The sequence below is a fragment of the Zoogloea sp. GDB6 genome, assembly GCF_056724105.1.
Genome location: NZ_CM161497.1, coordinates 4,053,386 through 4,077,998, shown reverse-complemented (window position 1 = coordinate 4,077,998; position 24,613 = coordinate 4,053,386). Strand labels below are relative to the sequence as shown.

The following is a 24,613-nucleotide window of genomic DNA, read 5'->3' as shown; positions in this document are numbered from 1 at the left end:
TTTACCGGCGTCAGCGGGAGCGGAGGAAGGGGAAGTCCGGTTCCGGTTTTTGACCGGTCACAATATCGGCGAGTGCTCGGCCGGACCCGCAAGCCAGTGTCCATCCCAGCGTACCGTGCCCAGTGTTGAAGAACAGTTTGCCGGTGCGGGCCGGTCCGATCAACGGGACGTTGCCCGGTGTTGTCGGGCGCAGGCCGCACCAGTGTTCGGCTTGGCTGGCATCGGCGACACCTGGCAAATGTTCGTTCAGCCATTGCGTGATCGCGGCGCTGCGTGCCGGATCGGGCTCCAGGTTGTAGCCATTGAGTTCGGCGGTACCGGCGACACGCAGAAAATTGCCCAGCCGCGAGCAGACCACGCGTCGCGCCTCGTCGGTCAGGCTCAGACGTGGCGCCCGTTCGGCATCGATGATGGGGGCCGTGATGGAATAGCCCTTGACCGGATAAATCGGTAGCCGTTCGCCGAGCGATTGCGTCAGCAAGGGGCTGTAGCTGCCTGCCGCGAGCACGTAGGCATCGGCCCGCAGCATGCCGCTGCGGCCGTCCGCATCCTCCACGCGAAGGCCGCTGATGGTTTGCCCAAGGGCCTCGAAGGCGTTCAGCGTGGTGTTGAAGAGGAAGCGGACGCCGGCTTCCTGGGCCTTCGCAGCCAATGCGCGGCAGAACAGGTGGGCATTGCCGCATTCGTCATCGATGCCATGCAGTACGCCGACGAGTCGGTTACGCATGGCGGCGAGTCCGGGCTCCAGTGCCGTGGCCTGATCCGGGTCGAGGATCCGGGCTCGGATGCCGAGGTCCAGCAGGATCTGCAGTTTGGCCGGGACGTGTTCAAAGTCCCTGGCGTCCATGAACAGGTGCAGGATGCCGCCGGTGCCGGCTTCGTATTCGATGCCGGTGGACGCGCGCAGGGCCCGTAACTGGTCGCGGCTATAGTCGGCCAGATGGGCGATGGCTGCGGTGTTGCGGGCCGTGCGTGCCGGCAGGCATTCGCGCAGGAAGGCCAGGGCCCAGCGCCATTGGGCCGCATCGGCGCGGGGATGGAACAGCAATGGGGCATCCTTGCGGCCAAGCCAGCGCAGCACCGTGGCCGGTGCGCCGGGATTGGCCCAGGGTTCGGGATGACTGACCGAGATCTGCCCGCCATTGGCATAGCTGGTTTCCAGACCCGGACCGGGCTGGCGCTCCACGACAGTGACTTTGCAACCGGCCTGGCTGAGATACCAGGCGCTCGTGACGCCAGCCAGGCCGGCGCCGATGACGAGGACTTCCATGATGCCTTGTTTATAGTTTTCGGAAGGGGCGGGCGACCGTCCCGGGCAATCCAGCTGCTAATCATAAACGACGGAGGGCATCGATCCGGGCGATAATCCGTACTTTCACAGGCAATTCCGGAGAATCGAGTCATGCGTCGAGTCACGCTTACCCAGTTTTTGATCGAACAGCAGCGCAAGGGCCTGATGGGCGCCGACCTGCGCCTGCTGATCGAAGTCGTCGCGCGTGCCGTCAAGGCCATCGCTGTCAATGTGTCCAAGGGTGCCCTGGCCGGCGTGCTCGGCGAGGCCGGCAGCGACAACGTGCAGGGCGAGGCCCAGAAGAAGCTGGACGTGATCGCCAACGACATCCTGATCCAGGCCAACGAATGGGGCGGCCACCTGGCGGCAATGGCCTCGGAAGAAGTCGAGGAGATCCGCCCGATCACCGGCGACTACCCGAAGGGCGCTTACCTGCTGTTGTTCGATCCGCTCGACGGCTCATCCAACATCGACGTCAATATCTCGGTCGGTACGATCTTCTCGGTGCTGCGCTGTCCGGAGGGCGTCAGCGCACCGACTGAAGCCGACTTCATGCAGCCTGGCACCGCTCAGGTGGCGGCCGGCTACTCGGTATACGGCCCGTCCACTCAACTGGTGCTGACCGTTGGTGACGGCGTGCATGGTTTCACCCTCGACCGGGAGATGGGCAGCTTCATCTATACCCACCCGTACATGACGATCCCTGAGGACACCAAGGAATATGCCATCAATGGCTCCAACGAGCGCTTCTGGGAGGCTCCGGTGCAGCGCTACGTGCGCGAATTGCGCGAAGGCACGGAAGGCCCGCGCGGCAAGGACTTCAATACCCGCTGGGTGGCGTCGATGGTGGCCGATGTGCACCGCATCCTGACCCGCGGTGGCATCTTCATGTATCCCCTCGACAGCAAGATGAAGGACAAGGGCGGCAAGCTGCGCCTGATGTACGAAGCAAACCCGATGGCGATGATTGTCGAAGCCGCCGGCGGTGCGGCTACTACCGGGCGCGAGCGCATCCTCGACATCCTGCCGACCAAGCTGCACCAGCGCGTGCCGGTGGTGCTCGGCTCCAAGAACGAAGTCGAGCTGGTGACCCGCTACCACCTGGAAGGCTGAGCGCCTTTCCTGATTGAAAACCGGGCCTGCATGCGGGCCCGGTTGAATCGTTTTCTCTGGCCGTGGTCGAACCGGGCGTACGCAGCTTTCGCCTGGTGATGACATGACCGCGCCATTCGACCCCTCATGCTTGTCTTCCGATGCCGACTTGGCCGCCTTGCGCCGTCGCATCGAAGATGCTGCCCGACGACCCGAGGCGGAAGTGCTGGAGGCGCTGATCGATGGCGCCCGCTTTTCCGAACAGCAGACTGCCCGCATCTCGGCGCTGGCCGCGTCCCTCGCCGCCAGCGTGCGCAGTACGCGTTGCCGGGCGACCGGCGTCGATGCGCTGATGAACGAGTTCTCCCTCGGCAGTAGCGAAGGGGTGGCGTTGATGTGCCTCGCCGAAGCGCTGCTGCGCATTCCCGATGCTGCGGGGCGCGACGCACTGATCCGCGACAAGCTGTGCCACCGGGACTGGTGGGGGCATATCGGGCACAGTCCTTCCCTGTTCGTGAACGCGGCAGCCTGGAGTCTCGCGCTGACCGGCCGCCTGCTGACGCCCGACGACGAGCGGCGTATGCCCGGTGCCTTGCTCGGCTTGTTGCAACGGAGCGGCGGGGCCTTGCTCCGCGAGGCGATGGAGCGGGCGATGCGCCTGGTCGGCCAGCAGTTCGTCGTTGGGGAAACCATCCAGGACGCCCTGACACGCACTACCAGTGGCGCAGCCGCGAGTTATCTGTACTCCTTCGACATGCTCGGCGAGGCGGCCGTCACCGCCGACGACGCGGCCCGTTATGCCACCGCTTACGCCCAGGCCATCCATGCGGTGGGCGAGCATGGACGCTGGCACGGCGTACAGCAGCGCAACGGCATTTCGATCAAGCTGTCGGCCCTGCATCCCCGCTACGGCTGGGCCCAGCACCGCCGCGTGATGCGCGAGCTGGTGCCGCGGGTGCGTCAGCTGTGCCTGCTGGCCAAAGCCCAGGACATCGGCCTGACCATCGATGCGGAGGAGTCCGACCGTCTCGAACTGTCCCTCGACGTCCTGGCCGCGCTCGCCGCCGACCCTGCGCTGAGCGGCTGGCAGGGGTTGGGCTTTGTCGTGCAGGCCTATCAGAAGCGCGCGCCGGCCGTCATCGACTGGCTGACGGCGTTGGCGCGCAGCAAGCGCCGACGCCTGATGGTGCGCCTGGTGAAGGGCGCCTATTGGGACACCGAGATCAAGCGGGCCCAGCAGGACGGCCTGAGCGACTACCCGGTATATACGCGCAAGGCCCATACCGACCTGGCCTACCTGGCCTGCGCTCGTGCGCTGCTGGCGGCGCCGGATGCGCTGTTCCCGCTGTTCGCGACCCACAACGCCCATACGGTTGCCGCAGTGCTCGAAATGGGGGGCGCCTTCCGCCTCGGCGATTATGAATTCCAGTGCCTGCATGGCATGGGCGAGACCCTGTTCGAACAACTTGTCCAGGCCGAAGATCCGGTACTGCGTCGTCCGGTGCGCATCTATGCGCCGGTGGGCAGCCATGCCACCTTGCTCGCCTACCTGGTGCGCCGCCTGCTTGAAAACGGCGCCAACAGCAGTTTCGTGAACCGGGTCGTGGACGAGTCGGTGCCCTTGGCAGACCTGGTGGCCGACCCGTCGTGCGGCGTGCTGGCCAGTGGCGGCAACCCTCATCCGCAGATCCCGCTGCCCGCCGACCTGTATGCGGATCGGCGCAACAGCCGGGGCTTCGACCTGGCTGCGGCCGGAGTGCGCAGAGCCTTCCTCAGTGCCCTAGAGCGCAGCCGGGAAGAAACCCCGCATGCCGGGCCGTGCATTGCGTCGGGAGGGGGGGAGGCAGCGGCCGAGCGAGCGATTCAAAACCCGGCGCAGCTCGATGAAGTCGTCGGCCTGGTGCGCTGGGCCGTCCCGGCGGACGTGGAGGCGGCGTTGCAGACAGCTGCCGCGCACGCATCGGGCTGGGCTGTCGAAGCGCCGGAGCAGCGCGCTCTGTGCCTGGAGCGGGCGGCCCTGGCGCTCGAGGCACACAGCCACGCGCTGGTGGCGCTTATCGTGCGGGAGGCCGGCAAGACTTTCGCTGCCGCCCAGGGCGAGGTCCGAGAGGCGGCGGATTTCTGCCGCTACTACGCCAGCCGTCTGCACGCCGGCGATCTGGCCGGCAGCCGTCCCTTGGGGCCGGTGGTGGCGATCAGTCCGTGGAATTTTTCGCTGGCGATCTTTGTCGGGCAGATTGCTGCCGCGCTGGCCGCCGGCAACCCGGTGCTGGCCAAGCCCGCCGAGCAGACGCCCCTCATCGCCGACCGGGCCGTGGCGTTACTGCATGAAGCGGGCGTGCCGCGTCCGATGCTGCAATGCCTGCCTGGGCCGGGCGAAACCGTCGGTGCGCGCTTGGTGGCCGACCCGCGTGTCTGCGGGGTGATGTTCACCGGCTCGATGGCGGTCGCCGCGGCCATCCATCGGGTGCTGGCAGCCCGGGGCGATGTGCCGCTGATCGCCGAGACCGGCGGCCTCAACGCGATGATCGTCGATTCGACGGCCTTGCCCGAGCAGCTCGTCGCCGACGTGCTGAGCTCAGCCTTCGACTCCGCTGGCCAGCGCTGCTCGGCACTGCGCCTGCTGTGCGTACAAGAGGACATCGCCGAGCACGTGCTCGACCTGCTCGACGGGGCGATGGCCGAGCTGAGTGTCGGCCGTCCTGACGACTTCGCCACCGACGTGGGGCCGCTGATCGATGCCGCGGCCCGCGTACAGATCGATGCCTACGTGGATGCCATGCGTGCTAACCGCTACCCGGTGGTGGCGCGCAGCCTGCCGGATGGCTGCCTGAAAGGGCATTTCGTGGTGCCGACGGTGATCGAGCTGAATGCGCCGGACGAACTGCAACGGGAAGTCTTCGGTCCCGTGCTGCACGTGGTGCGGTATGCGGCGGGGGAACTGGATGCCTTGCTGAATACGTTGGCGGCGAGCGGCTACGGGCTGACGCTGGGTATCCAATCGCGGGTGGATGCCTTTGTCGAGCACGTCGTGCGGCGCATGCCGGTCGGCAACGTGTATGTGAACCGCAATATGATCGGTGCGGTGGTCGGTGTGCAGCCCTTCGGCGGAGAGGGCTTGTCGGGCACCGGGCCGAAGGCTGGCGGGCCTCTGAGCCTGCGCCGTCTGGTACGTGGCGCGCCGCCGCCTTTGCCGGATCTGGAGCGTCCGGCAAGAGCCGGGCTCGATGTGCTGGAGGCCTGGCTGGCGGGGCCGGTGTTGTCCCTGCCCGACGAGTCGATCAAGGCCGGACTGTGCGAACGGATTGCCGCCTATCGTCGAGCGTCACTGGCGGGCCTGAGTCTCCCGCTGCAGGGGCCGACGGGGGAGCGCAATACTCTCTATTTCCATTCCCGTGGCGCCGTCCTGGGGTTGGCAGATCATCCGGTGGCGTGGTTACACCAGCTTGTCGCCGCGTTGGCCACCGGCAACCGCCTGCTGCTGCCGGCGGAGGATGAGGCTGCGGCAGCTTGGTTGTCTTCTCTGCCAGAGGCGCTCCGTCGCTGGATCGAACCTTGCGCGGACGTGCTCACCTGCATGTGGGTCGCTGTGCTGGCGGATCTGCCGCCGGAGGACACGGCCCGCTGGCGGAAAGCATTCGCGGACAGGGACGGTGCGATCCTGCCCTTCCTGGTCCCTGCGCCAGACTATGCATTGGAGCGCCTCGTCCATGAGCGTTGCATCACCGTGAACACCTCGGCGACAGGCGGCAACACCGGCCTGCTGCGGCTGGGGGAGGGGTAGTGCATGGGGCTTGCGGCAGCACGTGGATGGGCGCGTGGATGGAATAGGGGCTGCTAGAATCCGCCCCGTGCTGCGCCGCTCATCCGCCCTTCGCCTGTCGTTCGCTTGCCTCGTCTTTGGGGCGGCGGCCTGGGTGCAGGCCGCCGATACCCGCGTCGAGCTGGTGGCGCCGGATGACTTGCGGACCCTGCTCGAGAAGCATGTGGATTTTCTCGACCAGCGGCCGGAAGGCGGGCTGGACGAGGGCGGGCGGGTGGCCATCCTGCGGCGCGCGCGCAAGGAGATCGGCGAGATCCTGGCGACCGAAGGCTATTTCTCCCCGTCCATCGAGAGCGCCGAGGCGGGCGAGGTCTTCCGCATCGTCGTGACGCCTGGGCGGCGGACCGTGATCAGCCAGGTGAACCTGCATTTCAGTGGCGATGTGATCCGCGCCGAAGGCGAGCGTCCGGCGCGGATCGAGGCCTTGAAGGCGGCCTGGGGCCTGCCCGTTGGCCGCCCCTTCCGGCAGGCTGACTGGGACACGGCCAAGCAGCAACTGATGGATGCGCTGGGTGCCCGCGATTACGCTGCGGCGAGCATGACCGCCAGCCATGCACTGATCGACCCGGAGACGGCCACTGCGACGCTGAGCGTCGATGTGGATTCCGGGCCCGTCTTCCGTTTTGGCCGGATCGACATCACCGGGCTGAGCAGTTACGACCCGTCGCTGATCGAACGCTATCAGCCACCGAAGGAGGGCGAGCCTTACAGCCTTGACCGCCTGCTGCGCTTCCAGACTGCGCTGCAGAACACGCCGTATTTCGCCTCTGTGGTGGTCGATGTGGACCGCGAGTCGGCCACGCCGGACGCGGTGCCGGTACGCGTCCAGCTCTCCGAGGCCTTGCCGCGCCGCCTGGGGTTCGGCGTCGGTGCCAGCAGCAATACCGGCTACCGGGTCGAGACCACCTATCGGGATGCCCATTTCTTCGATCGGGCCTACAACCTGGTCAGCGGCATCCGCCTCGAACAGCGCCGCCAGCTCGGCTACGCAGATGTGTTCCTGCCGCCGTCCCCGACGGGCTACCTGGACAGCGTCGGCGCGCTGATCGAGCACACAGACATCTCCGGGCTGCAGACCCAGCGCCAGTCCATCGGCGTGGTGCGTACCATTCCGCGTGGCAACATCGAGAACCGCCTGTCCCTCAATTTCCAGCACGAAACCCTGACCCCAGACGGCAGCCTGCCGTCCAGCCGGAAGGCCCTGGCCGCCAATTGGTCGTGGACCCGGCGGGCGGTGGACAACATCCTCGACCCGCGGGATGGCCAAGTGCTCAACCTGCAGGTCGGCGGCGCGGCCCAGATGCTGTTGTCCGACCGCAACTTCGCGCGCTTCTACGGGCGCTACCAGCTCTTCGTGCCGGTGGCCAAGCGCGATGTGCTGATCCTGCGGGCGGAGGGCGGCGTCACCGTGGCGCCGTCCCGCGATGGGGTGCCACAGGATTTCCTGTTCCGTACTGGCGGCGCCCAGAGCGTGCGCGGCTATGCTTACCAGAGCCTGGGTGTGCGTGATGGCACGGCAACGGTCGGCGGGCGTTACCTGGCAGTGACCAGCGCCGAGTATGTGCACTGGTATTCCGGCGATTGGGGGGTGGCCACCTTCGTCGATGCTGGCAATGCCAATGACGAACGCAAGCTGTTCAAGATGAACTTCGGCTACGGCTTCGGTCCTCGCTGGAAGAGCCCGGCAGGCCCCATCGCGCTGGATCTCGCCTACGGCCAGCGGGACCACCGGGTACGCCTGCAGTTCGCGGTGGCGATCGCTTTCTGACACTGCACAACTTTTGCTTGGACCGGGGCTCCAACGCACGACGCCCTACAAAGCCGACAAAACCCAGCGGGAGCCCCCCAATGCCCAACCGACTGCAGCACGAAACCTCACCCTATCTCCAGCAGCATGCCGACAACCCGGTGGACTGGTGGCCGTGGAGCCAGGAGGCCCTCGACCTGGCCCGCCGGGAAGACCGGCCGATCCTGCTGTCCATCGGCTACTCGGCCTGCCACTGGTGCCATGTGATGGCCCACGAGTCCTTCGAGGATCCCGAGGTGGCCGCGCTGATGAACCGCCTGTTCGTCAATATCAAGGTGGATAGGGAAGAGCGCCCGGATCTGGACCAGATCTACCAGGCCGCCCACCAGATGCTGGCGCGGCGGGGCGGGGGGTGGCCGCTGACAGTGTTCCTGACGCCGGACGGCAGCCCCTTCTTCAGCGGTACCTACTTCCCGAAGGCGCCGCGCTACAACCTGCCGGGCTTCCCGGATCTGCTGCAGCGGGTCCATGAGGCCTTCACGACCCAGCGCAAGACCATCGACGAACAGAACCAGGGGCTGCGCGCTGCGCTGGCCCGCAGCGACGTGACCGGCAGCACCCATCCGTCCGATTTCAGCGGTGCGCCCCTGCGTGCGCTGCAGGATGGGCTGGCGTCCACCTTCGACGAGGAGCACGGCGGCTTTGGCGGCTCTCCCAAGTTTCCGCACCCGGCCGATCTGGATTTTCTGCTGCGCCGCTTTGCCGCGACCGGCGACGTCACAGCCCGCGATATGGCGTTGAAGACCCTGCGCGGCATGGCCGAAGGCGGCATCTTCGACCAACTGGGCGGTGGTTTCGCCCGCTACAGCGTGGATGGCTGGTGGAACATTCCCCACTTCGAGAAGATGCTCTACGACAACGGGCCCTTGCTCGCGCTGTATGCCGATGCCTGGGCGCTCACCGGCGACCCGCTGTTCGCCCAGGTTGCCGAGCGCACGGCCGAATGGGCGTTGCGCGAGATGCGTCTGCCGGAGGGTGGTTTCGCGTCCTCGCTGGACGCCGACTCTGAACACGAGGAGGGCAAGTTCTACGTGTGGGACAAAGCCGAGGTGCACGAATGCCTCGACGATCTTGAGTACCGCGTACTGTCCCAGCACTACGGCGTGGCGCGGCCGCCCAATTTCGAGGAGACGCACTGGCACTTCTACGTGGCGAAGCCGCTGGCTGGCGTGGCCGACAAGCTCGGCATGACGCTCCCCGACGCGGAGGCCGCGCTGGAGCGCGCCCGTGCCAAGCTGTTCGCCCGCCGGGAGGGGCGCGTGCGCCCCGGTCGTGACGACAAGCTGCTGGTCAGCTGGAACGCGTTGATGATCCACGGCCTGGCCCACGCGGCCCGCATCTTTGGCCGCGACGATTGGCTGGCGGCGGCGACCCAGGCCATCGATTTCATCCGTCGGACCCTCTGGCAGGACGGTCGCCTGCTGGCAACCTACAAGGACGGGCGGGCCCATCTGAACGCCTACCTGGACGATCATGCGCTGTTGATCGCCGCATTGATCGAGAGCCTGCAGGCGGCCTACCGGCCGGAGGATCTGGAATTTGCCGAAGACCTGGCCGACGGGGTGCTCGACGCCTTCGAGGACCGGGCGGGTGGCGGCTTCTTCTTCACCCGCCACGATCATGAAGCGCTGATCCACCGCCCGAAGAGCGGCCACGACAACGCGATGCCTTCTGGCAACGGCATTGCTGCACAGGTCTTCGGGCGGCTCGGCCACCTGACCGGCGAGACGCGTTATCTGGCGGCCGCCGAGCGGACGCTGCAGGCCTTCCATGCCGCTATGGTGGGCAGTCCGATGGGGTTTGCGAGCCTGGCCGTCGCGTTGGCCGAACACCTGCAGCCGCCGTCCTTGCTGGTCTTGCGCGGGGTTCCTACGGCTTTGCCCGAGTGGTTGAGCTGGGTGATGGAAAGCTATCGACCCGGCCTGCTGTGCGTGGGGTTGCCGCCGGGCGTGCCCGACCTGCCGCCGGTGCTTGACAAGCCGGCTGGGGATACCGTCAACGCCTGGTTGTGCTCGGGCGTTACTTGTCTGCCACCGTTTGCTGCCCGGTCGGCGCTTGATGCTGCACTCGCGGCAATTGGCAAACCCGAAGGCGGGGCGTAGACTCCGCGCAGCTTTTTTCCGCCACACAACTCGAGAGGATCACAATGAAGAAACTCGTTGCTGTCGCCGCCATCGCCGGTCTGATGGGCACTTCCGCCGCCTTCGCCGACGCCGGTCTGGATCTGGCCAAGGCCAAGAACTGTCTGGCTTGCCACGCCGTGGACAAGAAGGTTGTCGGCCCCGCCTACAAGGACGTGGCTGCCAAGTACAAGGGCGACAAGACCGCCGAGGCCAAGCTGGTCGAGAAGGTCCAGAAGGGTGGCTCCGGCGTCTGGGGCCAGGTCCCGATGCCTCCCAACCCGCAGGTCACCCCGGCCGAAGCCAAGACCCTCGTGTCCTGGGTGCTCAGCCAGAAGTAAGTCGCCGGCTTTGCCGTCGCATAAAAAACCAGCCTTCGGGCTGGTTTTTTTATTTCTGGCGTCTGTCGCTCAGTGATGCCCGGCGGTCTTTGCGGGATGGTCTTGCTTGTCGTTTGATGCCTGTTCCCAGCCACCGCCGAGGGCCAGGAACAGGTTGACCTGGTCCAGGGCCAGCTGACTGTCCGACACGGCGAGGGCTGCATCGGCGCTGGTGAGGTTGCGCCGGGCGTCCAGATCGTTGATGTAGGGTGCGCGTCCGCCGCGGTACAGGGTTTCCACCTGGCGCGCTGCCTCGGCGGCGTCCTTGCGGGCGGTGCGCAGCGAGGCATTGCGGTCGAGCTCGCGGGCATACACCGCCAGGGCTGTCTCCGTGTCGCGCAGCGCACTGAGCACAGCACCGTCGAAGTGGGCCAGGGCGGCTTCGGCGCCGGCCTTGGCGATCTCGATGCGGGCGTATTCGAGGCCGCCGGGAATTGTCCAGCTGATCAGCGGACCAATGCCCCAGCGTTGGGTGTCGGGCTGACCGAGGTCGCGGAGAAGGCCGGTGAGACCCGCGCTCAGGCCGATGGATACCGTGGGGTAGAGGGCCGCCGTCGCCACGCCGATGCGCGCCGTCGCGCCGGCCAGCGCCCGTTCGGCCTGGCGGATGTCGGGGCGGCGCTTGAGCAGCGCGGTGCCGTCGCCGACAGGGATCGGCGCGTTCAGCTTGGGAAGCTGCGTGCAGCTTGCGACGACCTTCGGAAACTCCGCCGGCGGCCGGCCGGTGAGTACGGCCAGTGTGTACAGCGCGGTGCTGCGGCGAGCCTCGTAAGCCGGTAGCGAGGCGCGGATCTGTTCGACCTGGGCCCTGGCGCGGATCACGTCGGTGACCGTGCCGCGGCCAGCGTCGGCCAGCTTGCGGGCCACGCCGAGGTTGTCTTCCTGCTGCTGCAGGGCGCGTTCGATGACTTGCTTCTGGTAACCGGCCGAGCAGGCTTCGACGTAGGCCCGGGCCACGTCGGCAGCGATATTGACGCGCACCAGGTCGACGGCGGCCTGGCTGGCTTCGGCGTCGGCTTCGGCCGCTTCGGTGAGGCGCCGCAACTGGCCGAACAGGTCGAGCTGGTAGGAGGCGGCGAGACCGCCGATGCCAAGGTTCATCGGCGGAATGCTCTCCTTCAGCAGGTAGGCTTGGCCGGCAACCTTTTCACGGGCGACGCCGCCGCTGAGGCGTGCGCCCGGCTCGCTGGCCGATTCGGCCTCGGCGACGATGGCATGGGCCCGCGCCAGGTTGGCCGAGGCCACGCGCAGCTGGGTGTTGGCGCTGAAGGCGGTCTCGATGAGGCCGTTGAGCGTGGCGTCGTCGTAGAGCTTCCACCAGTTGGCGGGCAGCGGTTCGCTGCGGACGCTGGTGTTGCTGCTGCCGACGAAGGCGCCTTGTGCTGCCGGCAGGTTGATGGTGGCCTTTTCCGGCAGGTGGTAGTCGGGGCCGACCGTGGTGCAGGCGCCCAGACCAAGGGCGAGCCCGACCACGCCGAGGGTGTGCAGGGCTTTCATTTGACGGCTCCGCCCTTGTTTGCGGGGGACGCACCCTCGACCTTGCCGTCCTTGTCGACGATGGCTACGGTGGCGGTCAGGCCGGCAACCAGCTGGAGGTCCTTCGGCACTTCGTCGAGGGCGATGCGCACCGGAATCCGTTGGGCCAGGCGCACCCATGTGAATACGGGGTTCACGTTGGGCAGCAGGTTGTTGCCGTTGGCGCGGTCGCGATCCTCGATACCGGCGGCGATGCTCTCCACGTGGCCGCGCAGTTCCTGCTCGCGGCCCATGATGCGGATCTTGGCACCTTGGCCGATCTTCACGCCCTGCAGCTTGGTTTCCTCGAAATAGCCGTCGACATGGAAGGAATGGGTGTCGAGCACGGCGAGTACCTGCTTGCCGGCGGTCACGTAGTTGCCCGAGCGCAGGGACAGGTCGCTGAGGTAGCCATCCACCGGCGCGACGATCTTGGTGCGGGCCAGGTTGAGGGCGGCGAGGTCGCGATTGGCGATGGCCTGGGCGAGTTGGGCTTCGCCGAGTTCGACTTTCTCGCGGCTCTGCTCGACGGTCTCCTGGGCTACCAGGCTGGACAGCTGCGAATTGCGGCGGGCTTCGCGGCGGGCTTGTTCGAGGTTGGCGCGCACGGTGGCGACCGCCGCGTCGGCCTGCTTGACGGCCAGGCGGTAGCGCTCGGTGTCGATCTGGAAGAGTTCCTGCCCCTGCTTCACGAACTGGTTGTCGTGGATCGCCACGTGGGTGACGAGGCCGGAGACATCGGGCGTGACCGGCACGATGTCGGCGCGCACGCGGCCATCGCGGGTCCACGGTTCGACCTGGTAGTGATCCCACAGGCGCTGGGAGGCGAAGAGGGCAAGGACGACCGCCGCGAGGGTCACAGCGATGCGGAGGAGCTTGAGATAAAGCGGTTTCACGGGAGCATTACCTTCAATCAAAGGGAGGGCATGGGCAGGCGGATGACGAGGGACCAGACGATCATGAACACTGCGGCGTCGAACAGGGCGGGGTGCCACACGATGCGGTACAGCCCGACCAGAGAGAAGACCCGGCGCAGTAGGAAGGAGAAGACGAAGGCGAGGGGTGTCGACACGAGGATCGACGAAACCAGGACGCCGTCGAGGTTAAGTTCCCCGATCATGTTGAAGGTCCTTTCATCGAGAGCGGGGCGGTGGCTTGGTAGGCCGCGGCTTTGGGAAACAGATTGCCGCGCAGGCCGACCATTGCCGACAAACCGGCGAGCTTGGCTGTTGACGGCGGCTGTTCGGCGATGACGTGCAGTGCCTGGTCGATGTCGGCCAGCAGGCTGGCAGGAGCGTCTGTCAGCCGCCCGGCGGAGCGCTGCGAATAATGCTCGCCCACACCGGCGAGTGCCCTCTCGGCGAGATCGCGGGTGATGGCGTCGAAGCTCGGGCTGGCTTTCTGTAGCGTGACCAGATTCATGCCGATGCGTAGATCGTGCAGCACGTCGACGCCGCGGAGTTCGCCGCTCTGGGAGACGGCGGCGAGCTTGGGCGTGAGCAGGGTCAGGCGGTCGAGCAGGCGGCCGGCCAGCGCAATGGGGTCGGCTGCCGCGCCGGCCCGGGCGTGGTGGGCGAGATCCCGCCAGTTGTGGCGCAGCAGGCGGCGCGCGCTGGTCTCGACGCTGATCGTGCGCATGAAGCCGGTGACCCACAGGGCGATGAGGACGCCGACGAACATGGCGGTGTTCACGTTCATGAAATCGGCGAAGTCCTGGTGGTTCAGGGTTTCCTGCAGGGCCAGCGCATTGCAGACCCCGGTGATCATCGCCATGGCGGGCACCAGGGTGCGCGGCGCAGCCATGTAGATGCCCATCGGAATGAAGATCGGGGCCAGGGTCAGGACCAGCATCGGGAAGTCATTGACGCGGGGCAGTACGGTGAACTGGAAGACCGCAGCGATCGGCAGCGCGACCAGATTGAAGAGGCCGAAGCTGGCGATGGTCGGCTTGGGGTCGTCCATCGTCGCGAAGAAGCAGCACACCACCGCGGCGATCATGGCGGCCGCGGCGCCGTCCCGCCAGCCGCTCATGATCCACAGCGCGCAGCACAGTAGCACTGCAAGGCTGGCGGCGGCGGCGGACAGAAAAGCCATGCCGTAGTCCTTGTGCAGCGAGCGGTGTTCGTGGGTGCCAACCTGCTCTGCCAGCTCCGCCGACAGTGGTTTGTTGCGGCGCACGTGATCGAGCAGGGTGTGGCTGTCGCCCAGCGTCTCGACCAGATCGACCAGACGGGTCAGCAGGCTAGCGGAGAGCAACGTGGCCCAGTCGGCGTCGTGGGGTGTGGCGGCTGCGACGGTTTTCAGCTCGGTGAGCAAGGGGTCGGCGCGATCGCGCTCTGCTCCGTCCGAGATCCATGTGGCGACGGCTTCGATCAGGCGGGCGACCTCGGGCGAAAGCGCATGGCCATCAGCACGCAGCGCGCTGAGCCGGTCGTTCAAGCCATCGATGATCGGGATAAGGACCAGCGTGCGGCTGTGCAGCGCATGGACGACGTTGGTGATCTCGCGCAAGTTGGACGTGTCGAAGGGCAGGTGCTTGGAGAGCAGGTGGATCTCCGTCTCCGCGGCGGCGAGCTGGCGGCGTTCGCGGTCCGTTTCGGCGGCGCTGCGCCCGTGGAGCACGTCGAGGGCCCACTGGTCGGCGCTGCCCAGCCAGCTGGTGAGACGGCCGACTAGCGGGCCGCCGACCGGGCGCGGAAAGATGAGGCTATGGACGACCGTGGCGCAGACGATGCCGATCGAGATCTCCTCGAAGCGCGCGACAGCCACGTCGAAGATCAGGTCCGGTGCATTGACGCTCGGGAAGGCGATGATCGCCGCCGTATAGCCGGCCAGCATCAGCACGTAGCTGCGAGGGGTGCGGTCGAGCAGGGAGACGAACAGGCAGACGCCGATCCACAGCGCGATCACCAGGCACAGCAGCACCGGCGAATCGACCAGTGGCGGCACCAGCAGCAAGGCGACCGTCGAGCCGACCAGCGTGCCGCCCAGCCGGAAGATCGCCTTGGAGCGCACGGCGCCGGCCAGCGGATGGCTGACGATGTAGGCCGTCATCATCGCCCAGTAAGGCCGCGGCAGGCCGATGCTGAAGCCCACGTACAGCGCAAGCATGGCCGCCGCGAAGCTGTTGAAGGAGAACAGCAGTGCACTCCGCTCGAAGCGCAGGGCCGTCAGTAGCTTACTCATTGCCGCTCTCGGGATGCAGTGCGGCATCGAAGGCGGCGAAGACCCGCAGGGCGGCCTCGAGGTCTTCGTTTGCCACGCGGGCGAGCAGCTTGCTGCGCAGGTCTTCGATCAGCTTCTCGACGGTGGCGGCCATCGCGTGGCCTTGCTCGGTGAGGTACAGCAACCTGGCCCGCTTATCGGCCGCGTCGCCACGGCGCTCGATCAGGCCGGCCAGGCACAACTGGTCGAGCAGGCGGCCCAGCGACGGGCCTTCGATTCCCATGTCTTCGGCCAGTACGCCATGCCGCACGCCGTCACCGAGACGGCCCAGGTGGATGATGGGCAGCACCCGCGCGTCGGACAGGCCGTGGGCGAGGGCTGCGTCGTTGACGGCGCGTCGGTAGATGCGCGACAGGCGCACCAGATTACTGGTGACGGCGGCCTCACGAAGAATTCGGTTCTTGTCCATGATGGAAACGGGTCCGGCAATGGCGACGATCAATAATATATAGCAAGCTTCCTATATTAATGCTGTGCCGCACACTGTGTAAAACCCGTACATCTGCAAGCCTTGCAATGCGGCTCCTGTGTGGCGCGCTTGGTCTCCGTCTTTCGTGTTGCGAACTTGCAACACTCCGATGCGGCTTCGCATCCAAAAAACAACGCTGTCCTTGCCCTCGGCTTTGCCAAGCGCTGACAATGCAGGCCAACTTCTCGTTAGAGAGGTGAAATTGGTCGGCCCTGCGCAAGCAGTGCGTGCCAGTCTTCAATCAAGAGGAGAAACATATGCAAAAGAAACTGATCGCTCTGGCCGTTGCCGGCCTGGCCTCCACCGGCGCCTTCGCTCAAGCTAACGTTACCGTCTACGGTATTGCTGACGGCTCCTTCGACGTGGTCCGTGTTTCCAACACCAACGGCAACACCGACCTGGGCAACACCAACCGTGTTTCCACCAACTCTTCCTACATCGGTTTCAAGGGCGCGGAAGCCTTGGGCAACGGCCTGACCGCCGTGTTCCAGTACGAAAGCGGTGTTTCCTTCGACAACAACGGCGGCCTGTCCACCAGCCGTGACAGCTTCGTTGGCCTGTCCAGCGCCAATCTGGGTACCGTGGTTCTGGGTAACCTGACCGGCCCGACCCGCGCTCTGGGCGTGTCTCTTGACGTCAATGCCGGCGCTACCGGCATTGGTGCCAACTCCGCTCTGCTGGGCAAGCTGGGTAACAACCTGGTCGGCACCACCAGCAGCACCGGCGACTACGCTGGTGGCGGCAACTGCGCCCGCTCCGCTGGCTGCTCTTCCATCTTCGATACCCGTTGGAAGAACGCCATTGCCTATGTTTCTCCGACCTACTACGGTTTGAATGCCACCGCTGCTTACGTGGCTAACGAGAACAAGGCTTTCCACAATGTGGTCTCCACCGGTGTCAACACCACCGGCTATGACCTGGGCCTGAAGTACGCCAATGGTCCGATCCTGGCTGGTCTGACCTACAACGCTGTTAGCCTCGGCAACGACGCTGGCACCAACATCTCCGACCTCCGCCTTGGCGGCATGTACGACTTCGGTATCGCCACTGTGCGTGCCGTGTTCGACCATGCCCGTGCCGACCACTTCGGTGGCAACGGTGTTAGCCAAAACGTCTGGGGCCTTGGTGGTACCTTCAACGTGACCCCGGCTGGCAAGATCCTGGCTCAGGCCTATTTCGCTCGTGACCTGAAGGTCAACGGCAGCAGCCAGAACAGCACTGGCGCCAAGCTGTTTGAAGTTGGCTACGAGTACAGCCTGTCCAAGCGCACCATGCTGAAGGCTGTGTACGCTCACCTGAACAACGACAACAACGCTTCCTACGACTTCGGCGTGAACGCTGTTGGTCTGAACGGCTCCGCCAACGGCGCTACCGCTGCTCAAGTGGCTGGCGCTACCGTTCAGGGCATCCAGCTGGGCCTGCGTCACTCCTTCTAATTCAGACTCGTCTGAATCGGAAATTGACGGGCACCTTCGGGTGCCCGTTTTTCATGGGGTTGTCGTTCGGTGTGGTGAAGGATGAGTCCAAAAGCAAATGGCCACCGAACGGTGGCCATTTGCTTTTGATGGTAGGGCGATACGTGTCAGCCGATCTTCACCAGATTGTCGCGATGGATCAATTCTGGCTCTTCGGAGAAGCCGAGCAACTCCTCGATTTCGCTGGATGCGTGGCGGGCGATGCGGCGGGTGTCGTTGCTCGCATAATTGATCAGGCCGCGAGCGATCTCCTTGCCGCTTTCGCTGCGACAGGCGACAACGGAGCCGCGGGAGAACTCGCCATCCACTGCGATCACGCCGATCGGCAACAGGCTCTTGCCGTCTTTCAGGGCTTCGATGGCTCCGGCGTCGAGGGTCAGGCTGCCAGCCAGTTGCAGGTGGTCGGCGAGCCACTGCTTGCGCGCGGCCAGTGGTGTGCTGGTGGCGTAGAGCAGGGTTCCGATGCTGTCGCCGGCGGCAACGCGTAGCAGCGCGTCGGTTTCGCGGCCGCTGGCGATGCAGGTGTGGGCGCCGCTGCGCGCTGCGCGCTGGGCGGCGCGCACCTTGGTGATCATGCCGCCTTTGCTGATGCCGGTGCCGGCGCCGCCGGCCATGGCTTCGAGGGCGGTGTTTTCGGCGCGGTCCTCGGAGATCAGCGTGGCGGCCGGATCCTTGCGCGGATCGGCGGTGTATAGGCCTTGCTGATCCGTGAGGATGATCAGCGCATCTGCGTCGATCAGGTTGGCGACCAGGGCGCCCAGCGTATCGTTGTCGCCGAATTTGATTTCGTCGGTGACGACGGTGTCGTTCTCGTTGATGATCGGCACGACGCCCAGTTCGAGTAGCGTGACGAGGGTCGAGCGGGCGTTGAGATAGCGCGTGCGGTCGGCCAGATCCTCGTGGGTCAGCAGGATCTGGGCGGTGTGCAGGCCGTTCTGCGAGAAGACGCTCTCATAGGCCTGGGCCAGGCCCATCTGGCCGACGGCGGCTGCCGCCTGCAGCTGGTGCATTTCCTGCGGGCGGCTGGTCCAGCCGAGGCGCTGCATGCCGGCTGCAATGGCGCCGGAGGAGACGAGGACGATTTCCTTGCCGGAGGCGGCGAGGCTGGCGATCTGCCGGGCCCAGTCGGCCAGAGCTTCGACGGCCAGTCCTTCGCCGTTGTTGGTGACGAGGGCGCTGCCAACCTTGACGACCAGTCGGCGGGCGTTACGAATTTCGGATCTCATCGTTGCCCTCTTCGTCTTCGTAGTCGGTTTCGTCGTCGTCGATGTGCTCGGCGTCGTCCGCCTCCTCTTCCTCGTCATCGATGCCGGCTGCGGCGCGCGCTGCGGCTGCAGCATCGGCGGCTGCCTGGGCGGCGGCCTTTTCTTCGTCGAGGATGTCCTGGATCGCGAAGACAACCTCTTGGCAGCCAGCTCGGCTGATCGCGGAAACTTCGAAGTGACGCTCCACCGGGCCGTAGGCTTCGAGGAAGGCGGCGATGCGCTCCTGGCGTTCGTCGTCGTCGGGGATCAGGTCGAGCTTGTTCAGGACCAGCCAGCGGCGCTTGCTGACCAGCTCCTCATCGTACTTGCGCAGCTCCTCGACGATCGCGTGAGCGTCGCGAACCGGGTCGGCCTCCGGGTCGAAGGGGGCGATGTCCACGATGTGCAGCAGGATGTGCGTGCGCTGGAGGTGGCGCAGAAACTGGTGGCCGAGGCCGGCGCCATCGGCGGCGCCTTCGATCAGGCCGGGAATGTCGGCGATGACGAAGCTGCGGTTCTCGGAGGTACGCACCACACCCAGATTGGGGGCGAGGGTCGTGAAGGGGTAGTCGGCAACCTTCGGCTTGGCGGACGATACCGCGCGGATGAAGGTGGATTTGCCAGCGTTGGGCATGCCGAGCAGGCCGACGTCGGCCAGCACCTTGAGCTCCAGGTTGAGGCTCTTGCGCTCACCTTCCTGGCCCATCGTCTTCTTGCGCGGGGCGCGGTTGGTGCTGGTCTTGAAGTGCAGGTTGCCTAGGCCGCCGCGACCGCCCTTGGCGATCATCACGCGTTTGCCGTCAAGGTCCAGGTCAGCGATGACTTCGCCGGTTTCCTGTAGCGTGATGATGGTGCCGACTGGCATGTGCAGCTCGATGTCGTCGCCGCCCTTGCCGTAGCAGTCGGCGCCGCGGCCGTTCTCGCCGCGTTCGGCGAGGAAGGTGCGCTTGTAGCGGTAATCGATCAGGGTGTTGAGGTTGCGGTCGGCGACGGCGTAAACGTCGCCGCCCTTGCCGCCGTCACCGCCATCCGGGCCGCCCATGGGAATGTATTTTTCGCGGCGAAAAGTGGCGGCGCCGTTTCCGCCGTCGCCGGCGATGACTTCAATACGGGCTTCGTCGAAAAACTTCATGGGAGCTTCCGGTTGGGGCGTTTGGTGATGCCCTGAAAGAAAAAAGCCCTATCCACAGATAGGGCTTTGAGCGTGCGCGAGCTGAAGTTATTCAGCTGCGGCGGGCACGATGTTCACGGTGCGACGCTTGGTGGCGCCCTTGACGGTGAACTGAACGGTGCCTTCGGTCAGCGCGAACAGGGTGTGATCCTTGCCGATGCCGACGTTTTCGCCCGGGTGGTATTCGGTGCCGCGCTGGCGAACGATGATGTTGCCGGCGAGAACGAATTGACCGCCGTAGCGCTTGACGCCAAGGCGTTTGCTTTCTGAGTCGCGGCCGTTACGTGAACTGCCGCCAGCCTTTTTGTGTGCCATGTCGGATTCTCCTTAGGCCGAGATCGCGTCGATGCGCAGCTCGGTGTAGTTCTGACGGTGACCCTGATGCTTCTGGTAGTGCTTGCGACGACGCATCTTGAAGATCTTGATCTTGTCGTGGCGGCCGTGGGAAACCACGGTGGCCGTGACGGTGGCGCCAGCCACAACGGGGGTGCCGATCTTGACCGACTCGCCTTCGCCGACCATGAAGACTTGGTCGAGAGTGATTTGCGAGTCCACGTCAGCCGGTATCTGTTCTACTTTGAGTTTTTCGCCGACGACGACACGATACTGCTTGCCGCCGGTTTTTATGACCGCGTACATGGATGTACTCCGAGTAAAGAGTTTGCAGGAAACGCGCAAGTATATGTGAGGATGAGCGGGTCGTCAAACCGACCTTGCTTTCCCTTCAGGGAAGGCGCAACAGGATGCGGGCACCGGGTGGAACGTCAGTACGTTCCATGTAGCCGACCAGGTTGGGCGTATCAATCAGCCATTGGCGTGCTTCGGCGATCGAGTTGGCTTCCCGGGGAGGCAGGGCGCGACCCGTGAATACCAGGCGGGACCAGTAAGCGCGGATCTGCGCCGGATTCTTGCCGGTCAGCTTCAGATAGAAGTCGTCGCGCGAGGCTCCGTTGGGCAGGTCCATGAGCTTGACGGGGGTGCCGTCAGCCAACGTGGTGGTGGAGCCCAGGTAGAGGTTTTCGGCGCGCTCATGGCTGAGTTCCATGGCCGGGTTGCGTACGCTGGCAACCAGCACGAGTTCCGCGTGGCTGAAGGCCGGCGCAAGCAGGCCGGAAAAAAGCAGGAGGAGGGTTCTGGCCGAACGCATGGGGCTCAAAACACGAAGTCCACGGCAAGACTCAGGACGTGGGTCGGCCCATCCGGCCTCAGGTAGTCGGCGAGTTGGGTGGGGAGGAGGATTCCGAGCCCGCCGGGGCCGGGCTGGATGCGCTCGAACTGGGCTTTCACTGCGACATTGCGTCCGGCGTCCCAACGCAGGCCGGCGCCGATGCTGCGCTGGGCCTTGTTGCGTCCGGCGTTGAAGGCTGCCAGACCGTTATCGAGTACGGCGACCCCGGTGGCCGCAGTGCTGACCGGAGAGATTTCCCGCTGGCGGGCCAGGGTCAGGTAAGGCGTGAAGGCTCCCGTCCTGTAGCCGGCAGTGACATACCAGCCGAGTGCGGTGTCAATGTAACGGTCCACATTGCGGCGGGCGATTTCGGCTATCAGCAGCAGGCGGTCCTGGTCGTATTGCAGAGCGGCCGACATGAAGCTGGTCTTGCCGTCGGTGCCGGAGAGCTCTGGCACGATGGCGTCGTGGCCGGTCGCAATGAGGGCCTGCCTCAAGCTGAGGAAATAGGCGTCCGACCAGCGCAGGGACATGTCCGCCCGGGCGTAGCTGATCTGGGCCGTGAGGCCGCCGCGGCTGAAGGAGGCTTTCAGGCCCCGGATCTTGTCGAGATTGGCCGAGCCGCCACGGATGTTCATCGCGCTGCTCCCGGTATAGGCATGCAGTTCGATGTCAGTGTCGGCGAACTGCCGACGGTACAGCGCATCGGCACCGTCGATGTCGGAGAGTGGGTTCAGGCTGTAGACCTCGACGGGGGGCCGGATCCACGGATTCGCATAGTTGAGGTTCAGCGAATCGGAATACATGAAGAAGGGCAGCCGCGTGCGGCCGATCCGCAACAGTAGTTCCGGGGTCGCCTGGTAGCTCGCGAAGGCCCAGGTGATGCGCGGGTCGTAGCTGCCCGTGGGGCTCTTGCGGACCACGGATTGCACGGTCAGGTCGAGGCGATTGCCGAGTTGCAGGGACCCTTGTACGCCGAGCACGGAGTCGACGGACAGGTCGAAGGCGGCACCGGCACCGGAGTCGCTGACGCTGTTGGCGCGGAAAGCCCGGTCGGCGTTGTCAGTACGTGCAGCGCCCACGGTGCCGAAACCGGATACGCTCAGCGGGGATGGAGTGTCCGCTTGAGCCACCTGTGCAATCAGCGTTGCAAGCGAAAGCAGCAGTGCATTCAGGCGCTTCATGTGCCACCTCTCTGGGCTTCAAGGCGCTGTCGGATCTTGTCGGCGGGCTCGGCGGCGGCAAACAGGTAGCCTTGGCCGTAGTCACAGCCGAGATCCCGGAGCATGTCGGCCTGGCTGGGGGTTTCGATGCACTCGGCGACGACGCTCATGCCCAGTTCGTGGGCCAGGCGGATGCTGCCCTCGACGATGGTGCGCAGGCGGGGAATGGTCTCGATTTCGCGGACGAAGGAGCCGTCCAGCTTGATCGTGTCGCAGGGAATCGAATGAAGATAGCTCAGGGAAGAATAGCCGGTGCCAAAGTCGTCGATGAGGATACGCAGGCCCTTGGCCCGCAACTTGCCGAGTTGGTGCATGGCCAGTTCCTTGCGCGTGACCAGGGTGCCCTCGGTGATCTCCAGCTTGAGGGCTGCTGGCGGCAGGCCGTGGCCCTCGATGCATGCGACGATCTGGTCGGCCAGGTCAGCCTGGCTGAGCTGGCGGGCCGAGAGGTTGACACTGATCGACAGCTTCTCGTCGGCCAGCCCCTGCTCGCGCCAGGCCTTCAGGCAGATGCAGCTCTGGTCGAGCATCTGCATGCCGAGTTCGTGGACCAGGCCGAGGGATTCGGCGACGGGGATGAAGACGTCCGGGCCAATGCGCCTGGCGCTGGCCTGAGGCCAGCGGACGAGGGCTTCAAAGCCTGTCGTGCGGCCGTCGCGCAGATCGACGATGGGCTGGAAGTGAGCGACCAGTTGGTGACTGCTCAGGGCTGCCCGTAGTTGGGATTCGATCTGCAGGTCGCGGAGGACCTGTTGATGCATGGCCGACTGGAAAACCGTGATGGAGGCTTCCGCGCTACTGCGGGAGCGGTGCATCGCATTGTCGGCATCGCGCATCAGGTCTTCCGCGCTGTGGAAGCCGCCGCTGCCGAGTACAACGCCGATGCGTGTCTTGGGGTAGAGCTGATGGCCGTTGAGTTCGGCGCTCTCGGCCAGTTGGGTCTGCAGGTTTTCCGAGAAGCGGATCGCCTCGCCGGCGTCCGGGATGTCGTTGAGCAGCACTGCGAACTGATCGCCGGCCACCCGCCCGACCACGTCGCCGGGACGGGCCAGTGTGCAGATCCGGGATGCAACGAGGCGCAGCAGGTCGTCGCCGGCCGAATACCCCAGACTGTCATTGACCACGTGGAAGCGCTCGATGTTGATGTGCAGGACTGCGAACAGGTTGCCGGTGGCCCGGTCCGCGTGGAGAAGGGTGTTCTGCAGGTGCTCGACGAAGAGCGCCCGGTTGGCGAGCCCCGTGAGTCCATCATGCAGGGCGTCATGGATGAGTTGGTCTTCGGCCCGCTTGCGTAGATTGATGTCGCTGATCGAACCCGCCATGCGGATCGCCCGTCCGCTGGTTGGGTCGTAGACCGCCATGCCGCAGATGAGGATCCAGCGGTAGTCGCCATCTGCATGGCGGATGCGGTGCTCGGCCATCAGCTGGGCGGACTCCCGCTTCAGGTGGGCGATCACGCGCAGACGAAAGGGCTCCCGGTCGTCCGGATGGAGGTAATCGATGATCGAGCGCTTTTCCTCGGTGAAGGCGTTGAACGACAGACCGAGGATTTCGGCGAAGCGCGGGGCAAAGTAAGTCTGAGCGTTGGCGATGTCCCAGTCCCACAGGCCGTCATTGGCGGCCCGCGTGGCCAGCGCGTAGCGTTCCTCGCTGAGGGCCAGTTGGCGGGCGGTGCTCTCCAGTTCCTGGATGCGCGACTGCAGTGCGGCGGCCATGCGGTTGAAGTGACGACATAGTTGCGCCAGTTCGTCGTTGCCCTGCTCTGGCAGGCGGTGGGACAGGCGTCCGGCTGCGATGGCCTGGCTGCCGCGCAGCAGACGCCCCAGGTTGCGGGTCAGCAGATAGCCGATGGCGCCGAGCAGCAGCAGGGTGAGTAGCACCTCGGCACTGGCGATGGCAATGCCCTGGTTGAGGATGCGCTGCTTGGCCAGCACCAGCGGAGCAATGGACACGCCGAACTGCACGAAGCCGACCTGGTTGTGCTCCAGCAGCACCGGGCGGTGCACGTGGATCAGTGTCTGTCCGACATAGTTGCCGAGGCTCTCGGCGCTGTCTTCATTGGGGGGCGGCAGCGCGTCCATCTCAGGCATTCCGGCGCGGACCCGCAGTTGTCCGGCGCTATCGACGATGCGGACATAGACCAAGCCTTCGTGGTTGTTGCCGAGCAGTTCGCCAAGGGCATCCTGAAGATCCTGGTAGCGCCCCTGGGGTACGTAGGCTGCAGTGACCACATTGAGGATGGCGGCGTTCTGGGTGACGAGGGTGCTCAGGCTGGCGGTTGTCGCCTCGTTGATCAGTCGTCCGCTGTTGGTCAACAGCAAGGTCAGCATGACCACTTGGACCACGGTACTGACCAGCAGGAGACGGACGCGGATCGAGAGCTTGCTCAGCATCGTGTCGGGCCTTGGAGGCTTGGGATGTGCGCTGCCGGTTGAGGTGCGACTGCAGCGGTGAATTTGTTCAGGATACCTGCAGCGCTATTCACTTGTACTCGGCTATTGTGCCCATTGCTTGACACGAGTGCATCCTCGGCTGCATGTTCGTTGCGGATAATTCCGCACGCATTGCTCTGGGCTGATTTGGGGAGCGCTGCACCTGCACCTTCTCCCC

General features: G+C 65.4%; 19 protein-coding genes. 6 read left to right on the top strand and 13 right to left on the bottom strand.

Annotated elements, in window-relative coordinates:
• Nucleotides 1–10: 10 nt before the first annotated feature.
• Nucleotides 11–1,270, bottom strand: coding sequence for a D-amino acid dehydrogenase (locus tag AC1PQG_RS18485; protein WP_481119268.1), 1,260 nt, complete (start codon nucleotides 1,268–1,270; stop codon nucleotides 11–13).
• A 132-nt stretch (nucleotides 1,271–1,402) separates the two neighbouring features.
• Here AC1PQG_RS18485 and AC1PQG_RS18480 point away from each other — a divergent pair, with 132 nt between their 5' ends.
• The 5 genes from AC1PQG_RS18480 to AC1PQG_RS18460 all read left to right on the top strand — a co-directional run bounded on the left by AC1PQG_RS18480 (nucleotide 1,403) and on the right by AC1PQG_RS18460 (nucleotide 10,474).
• Nucleotides 1,403–2,404 (top strand): class 1 fructose-bisphosphatase, encoded by a 1,002-nt coding sequence (locus AC1PQG_RS18480; protein WP_481119267.1) that lies wholly within the window; start codon nucleotides 1,403–1,405, stop codon nucleotides 2,402–2,404.
• A 103-nt stretch (nucleotides 2,405–2,507) separates the two neighbouring features.
• Nucleotides 2,508–6,167 (top strand): bifunctional proline dehydrogenase/L-glutamate gamma-semialdehyde dehydrogenase PutA, encoded by a 3,660-nt coding sequence (putA, locus tag AC1PQG_RS18475; RefSeq protein ID WP_481119266.1) that lies wholly within the window; start codon nucleotides 2,508–2,510, stop codon nucleotides 6,165–6,167.
• Nucleotides 6,168–6,234: 67 nt separating this feature from the next.
• Entirely contained in the window at nucleotides 6,235–7,974 is a 1,740-nt protein-coding gene (locus AC1PQG_RS18470; protein WP_481119265.1) for an autotransporter assembly complex protein TamA, read from the top strand.
• An 80-nt stretch (nucleotides 7,975–8,054) separates the two neighbouring features.
• Nucleotides 8,055–10,115: a thioredoxin domain-containing protein gene (locus AC1PQG_RS18465; RefSeq protein WP_481119264.1), complete on the top strand. Its 2,061-nt coding sequence runs from the start codon at nucleotides 8,055–8,057 to the stop codon at nucleotides 10,113–10,115.
• A 44-nt stretch (nucleotides 10,116–10,159) separates the two neighbouring features.
• The gene (locus AC1PQG_RS18460) at nucleotides 10,160–10,474 is read left to right on the top strand and encodes a c-type cytochrome (RefSeq protein ID WP_481117748.1); all 315 of its coding nucleotides are present in this window, start codon (nucleotides 10,160–10,162) and stop codon (nucleotides 10,472–10,474) included.
• 69 nt (nucleotides 10,475–10,543) lie between these two features.
• On the opposite strand, the gene AC1PQG_RS18455 is transcribed toward AC1PQG_RS18460, so the two are convergent.
• Genes AC1PQG_RS18455 through AC1PQG_RS18435 form a run of 5 tightly spaced genes read right to left on the bottom strand, consistent with a single transcriptional unit; the run spans nucleotide 10,544 to nucleotide 15,662 of the window.
• Nucleotides 10,544–12,010, bottom strand: a complete 1,467-nt coding sequence (locus AC1PQG_RS18455; protein ID WP_481119263.1) for an efflux transporter outer membrane subunit — start codon at nucleotides 12,008–12,010, stop codon at nucleotides 10,544–10,546.
• Nucleotides 12,007–12,924, bottom strand: coding sequence for an efflux RND transporter periplasmic adaptor subunit (locus AC1PQG_RS18450; protein WP_481119262.1), 918 nt, complete (start codon nucleotides 12,922–12,924; stop codon nucleotides 12,007–12,009). Before AC1PQG_RS18450 ends, AC1PQG_RS18455 begins: the two co-directional genes overlap by 4 nt.
• Before the next feature lie 17 nt (nucleotides 12,925–12,941).
• On the bottom strand, nucleotides 12,942–13,148 hold the full coding sequence (locus AC1PQG_RS18445; protein WP_481119261.1) for a DUF1656 domain-containing protein: 207 nt from the start codon (nucleotides 13,146–13,148) through the stop codon (nucleotides 12,942–12,944).
• Nucleotides 13,145–15,214, bottom strand: a complete 2,070-nt coding sequence (locus AC1PQG_RS18440; RefSeq protein ID WP_481119260.1) for an FUSC family protein — start codon at nucleotides 15,212–15,214, stop codon at nucleotides 13,145–13,147. Before AC1PQG_RS18440 ends, AC1PQG_RS18445 begins: the two co-directional genes overlap by 4 nt.
• The gene (locus AC1PQG_RS18435) at nucleotides 15,207–15,662 is read right to left on the bottom strand and encodes a MarR family winged helix-turn-helix transcriptional regulator (protein ID WP_481119259.1); all 456 of its coding nucleotides are present in this window, start codon (nucleotides 15,660–15,662) and stop codon (nucleotides 15,207–15,209) included. Before AC1PQG_RS18435 ends, AC1PQG_RS18440 begins: the two co-directional genes overlap by 8 nt.
• Before the next feature lie 317 nt (nucleotides 15,663–15,979).
• On the opposite strand from AC1PQG_RS18435, the gene AC1PQG_RS18430 reads away from it, so the two are divergent.
• The gene (locus AC1PQG_RS18430; protein ID WP_481119258.1) at nucleotides 15,980–17,158 is read left to right on the top strand and encodes a porin; all 1,179 of its coding nucleotides are present in this window, start codon (nucleotides 15,980–15,982) and stop codon (nucleotides 17,156–17,158) included.
• A 146-nt stretch (nucleotides 17,159–17,304) separates the two neighbouring features.
• Here AC1PQG_RS18430 and proB read toward each other — a convergent pair whose 3' ends face one another.
• The 7 genes from proB to AC1PQG_RS18395 all read right to left on the bottom strand — a co-directional run bounded on the left by proB (nucleotide 17,305) and on the right by AC1PQG_RS18395 (nucleotide 24,396).
• The gene (gene proB, locus AC1PQG_RS18425; protein ID WP_481119257.1) at nucleotides 17,305–18,423 is read right to left on the bottom strand and encodes a glutamate 5-kinase; all 1,119 of its coding nucleotides are present in this window, start codon (nucleotides 18,421–18,423) and stop codon (nucleotides 17,305–17,307) included.
• A complete protein-coding gene (obgE, locus tag AC1PQG_RS18420) occupies nucleotides 18,404–19,573 on the bottom strand; it encodes a GTPase ObgE (protein WP_481119256.1) in 1,170 nt (389 codons plus the stop codon). Before obgE ends, proB begins: the two co-directional genes overlap by 20 nt.
• An 87-nt stretch (nucleotides 19,574–19,660) precedes the next feature.
• A complete protein-coding gene (gene rpmA / locus AC1PQG_RS18415; protein ID WP_481117757.1) occupies nucleotides 19,661–19,927 on the bottom strand; it encodes a 50S ribosomal protein L27 in 267 nt (88 codons plus the stop codon).
• 12 nt (nucleotides 19,928–19,939) lie between these two features.
• Complete coding sequence (rplU, locus tag AC1PQG_RS18410) at nucleotides 19,940–20,251, bottom strand: 50S ribosomal protein L21 (protein ID WP_299863693.1); 312 nt, start codon at nucleotides 20,249–20,251, stop codon at nucleotides 19,940–19,942.
• An 85-nt stretch (nucleotides 20,252–20,336) separates the two neighbouring features.
• Entirely contained in the window at nucleotides 20,337–20,759 is a 423-nt protein-coding gene (locus tag AC1PQG_RS18405; RefSeq protein ID WP_481119255.1) for a hypothetical protein, read from the bottom strand.
• 5 nt (nucleotides 20,760–20,764) lie between these two features.
• Nucleotides 20,765–21,964, bottom strand: a complete 1,200-nt coding sequence (locus AC1PQG_RS18400) for a hypothetical protein (protein WP_481119254.1) — start codon at nucleotides 21,962–21,964, stop codon at nucleotides 20,765–20,767.
• Entirely contained in the window at nucleotides 21,961–24,396 is a 2,436-nt protein-coding gene (locus AC1PQG_RS18395) for an EAL domain-containing protein (protein WP_481119253.1), read from the bottom strand. Before AC1PQG_RS18395 ends, AC1PQG_RS18400 begins: the two co-directional genes overlap by 4 nt.
• Between the last annotated feature and the right edge of the window lie 217 nt (nucleotides 24,397–24,613).

What these genes read in the sequence shown, in the direction of transcription:
- AC1PQG_RS18485 (WP_481119268.1), bottom strand. Translation starts at nt 1,270, where the DNA reads ATGGAAGTCCTCGTCATCGGCGCCGGCCTGGCTGGCGTCACGAGCGCC.
- AC1PQG_RS18480 (WP_481119267.1), top strand. Translation starts at nt 1,403, where the DNA reads ATGCGTCGAGTCACGCTTACCCAGTTTTTGATCGAACAGCAGCGCAAG.
- putA (WP_481119266.1), top strand. Translation starts at nt 2,508, where the DNA reads ATGACCGCGCCATTCGACCCCTCATGCTTGTCTTCCGATGCCGACTTG.
- AC1PQG_RS18465 (WP_481119264.1), top strand. Translation starts at nt 8,055, where the DNA reads ATGCCCAACCGACTGCAGCACGAAACCTCACCCTATCTCCAGCAGCAT.
- AC1PQG_RS18460 (WP_481117748.1), top strand. Translation starts at nt 10,160, where the DNA reads ATGAAGAAACTCGTTGCTGTCGCCGCCATCGCCGGTCTGATGGGCACT.
- AC1PQG_RS18455 (WP_481119263.1), bottom strand. Translation starts at nt 12,010, where the DNA reads ATGAAAGCCCTGCACACCCTCGGCGTGGTCGGGCTCGCCCTTGGTCTG.
- AC1PQG_RS18445 (WP_481119261.1), bottom strand. Translation starts at nt 13,148, where the DNA reads ATGATCGGGGAACTTAACCTCGACGGCGTCCTGGTTTCGTCGATCCTC.
- AC1PQG_RS18440 (WP_481119260.1), bottom strand. Translation starts at nt 15,214, where the DNA reads ATGAGTAAGCTACTGACGGCCCTGCGCTTCGAGCGGAGTGCACTGCTG.
- AC1PQG_RS18435 (WP_481119259.1), bottom strand. Translation starts at nt 15,662, where the DNA reads ATGGACAAGAACCGAATTCTTCGTGAGGCCGCCGTCACCAGTAATCTG.
- AC1PQG_RS18430 (WP_481119258.1), top strand. Translation starts at nt 15,980, where the DNA reads ATGCAAAAGAAACTGATCGCTCTGGCCGTTGCCGGCCTGGCCTCCACC.
- proB (WP_481119257.1), bottom strand. Translation starts at nt 18,423, where the DNA reads ATGAGATCCGAAATTCGTAACGCCCGCCGACTGGTCGTCAAGGTTGGC.
- obgE (WP_481119256.1), bottom strand. Translation starts at nt 19,573, where the DNA reads ATGAAGTTTTTCGACGAAGCCCGTATTGAAGTCATCGCCGGCGACGGC.
- rpmA (WP_481117757.1), bottom strand. Translation starts at nt 19,927, where the DNA reads ATGGCACACAAAAAGGCTGGCGGCAGTTCACGTAACGGCCGCGACTCA.
- rplU (WP_299863693.1), bottom strand. Translation starts at nt 20,251, where the DNA reads ATGTACGCGGTCATAAAAACCGGCGGCAAGCAGTATCGTGTCGTCGTC.
- AC1PQG_RS18405 (WP_481119255.1), bottom strand. Translation starts at nt 20,759, where the DNA reads ATGCGTTCGGCCAGAACCCTCCTCCTGCTTTTTTCCGGCCTGCTTGCG.
- AC1PQG_RS18400 (WP_481119254.1), bottom strand. Translation starts at nt 21,964, where the DNA reads ATGAAGCGCCTGAATGCACTGCTGCTTTCGCTTGCAACGCTGATTGCA.
- AC1PQG_RS18395 (WP_481119253.1), bottom strand. Translation starts at nt 24,396, where the DNA reads ATGCTGAGCAAGCTCTCGATCCGCGTCCGTCTCCTGCTGGTCAGTACC.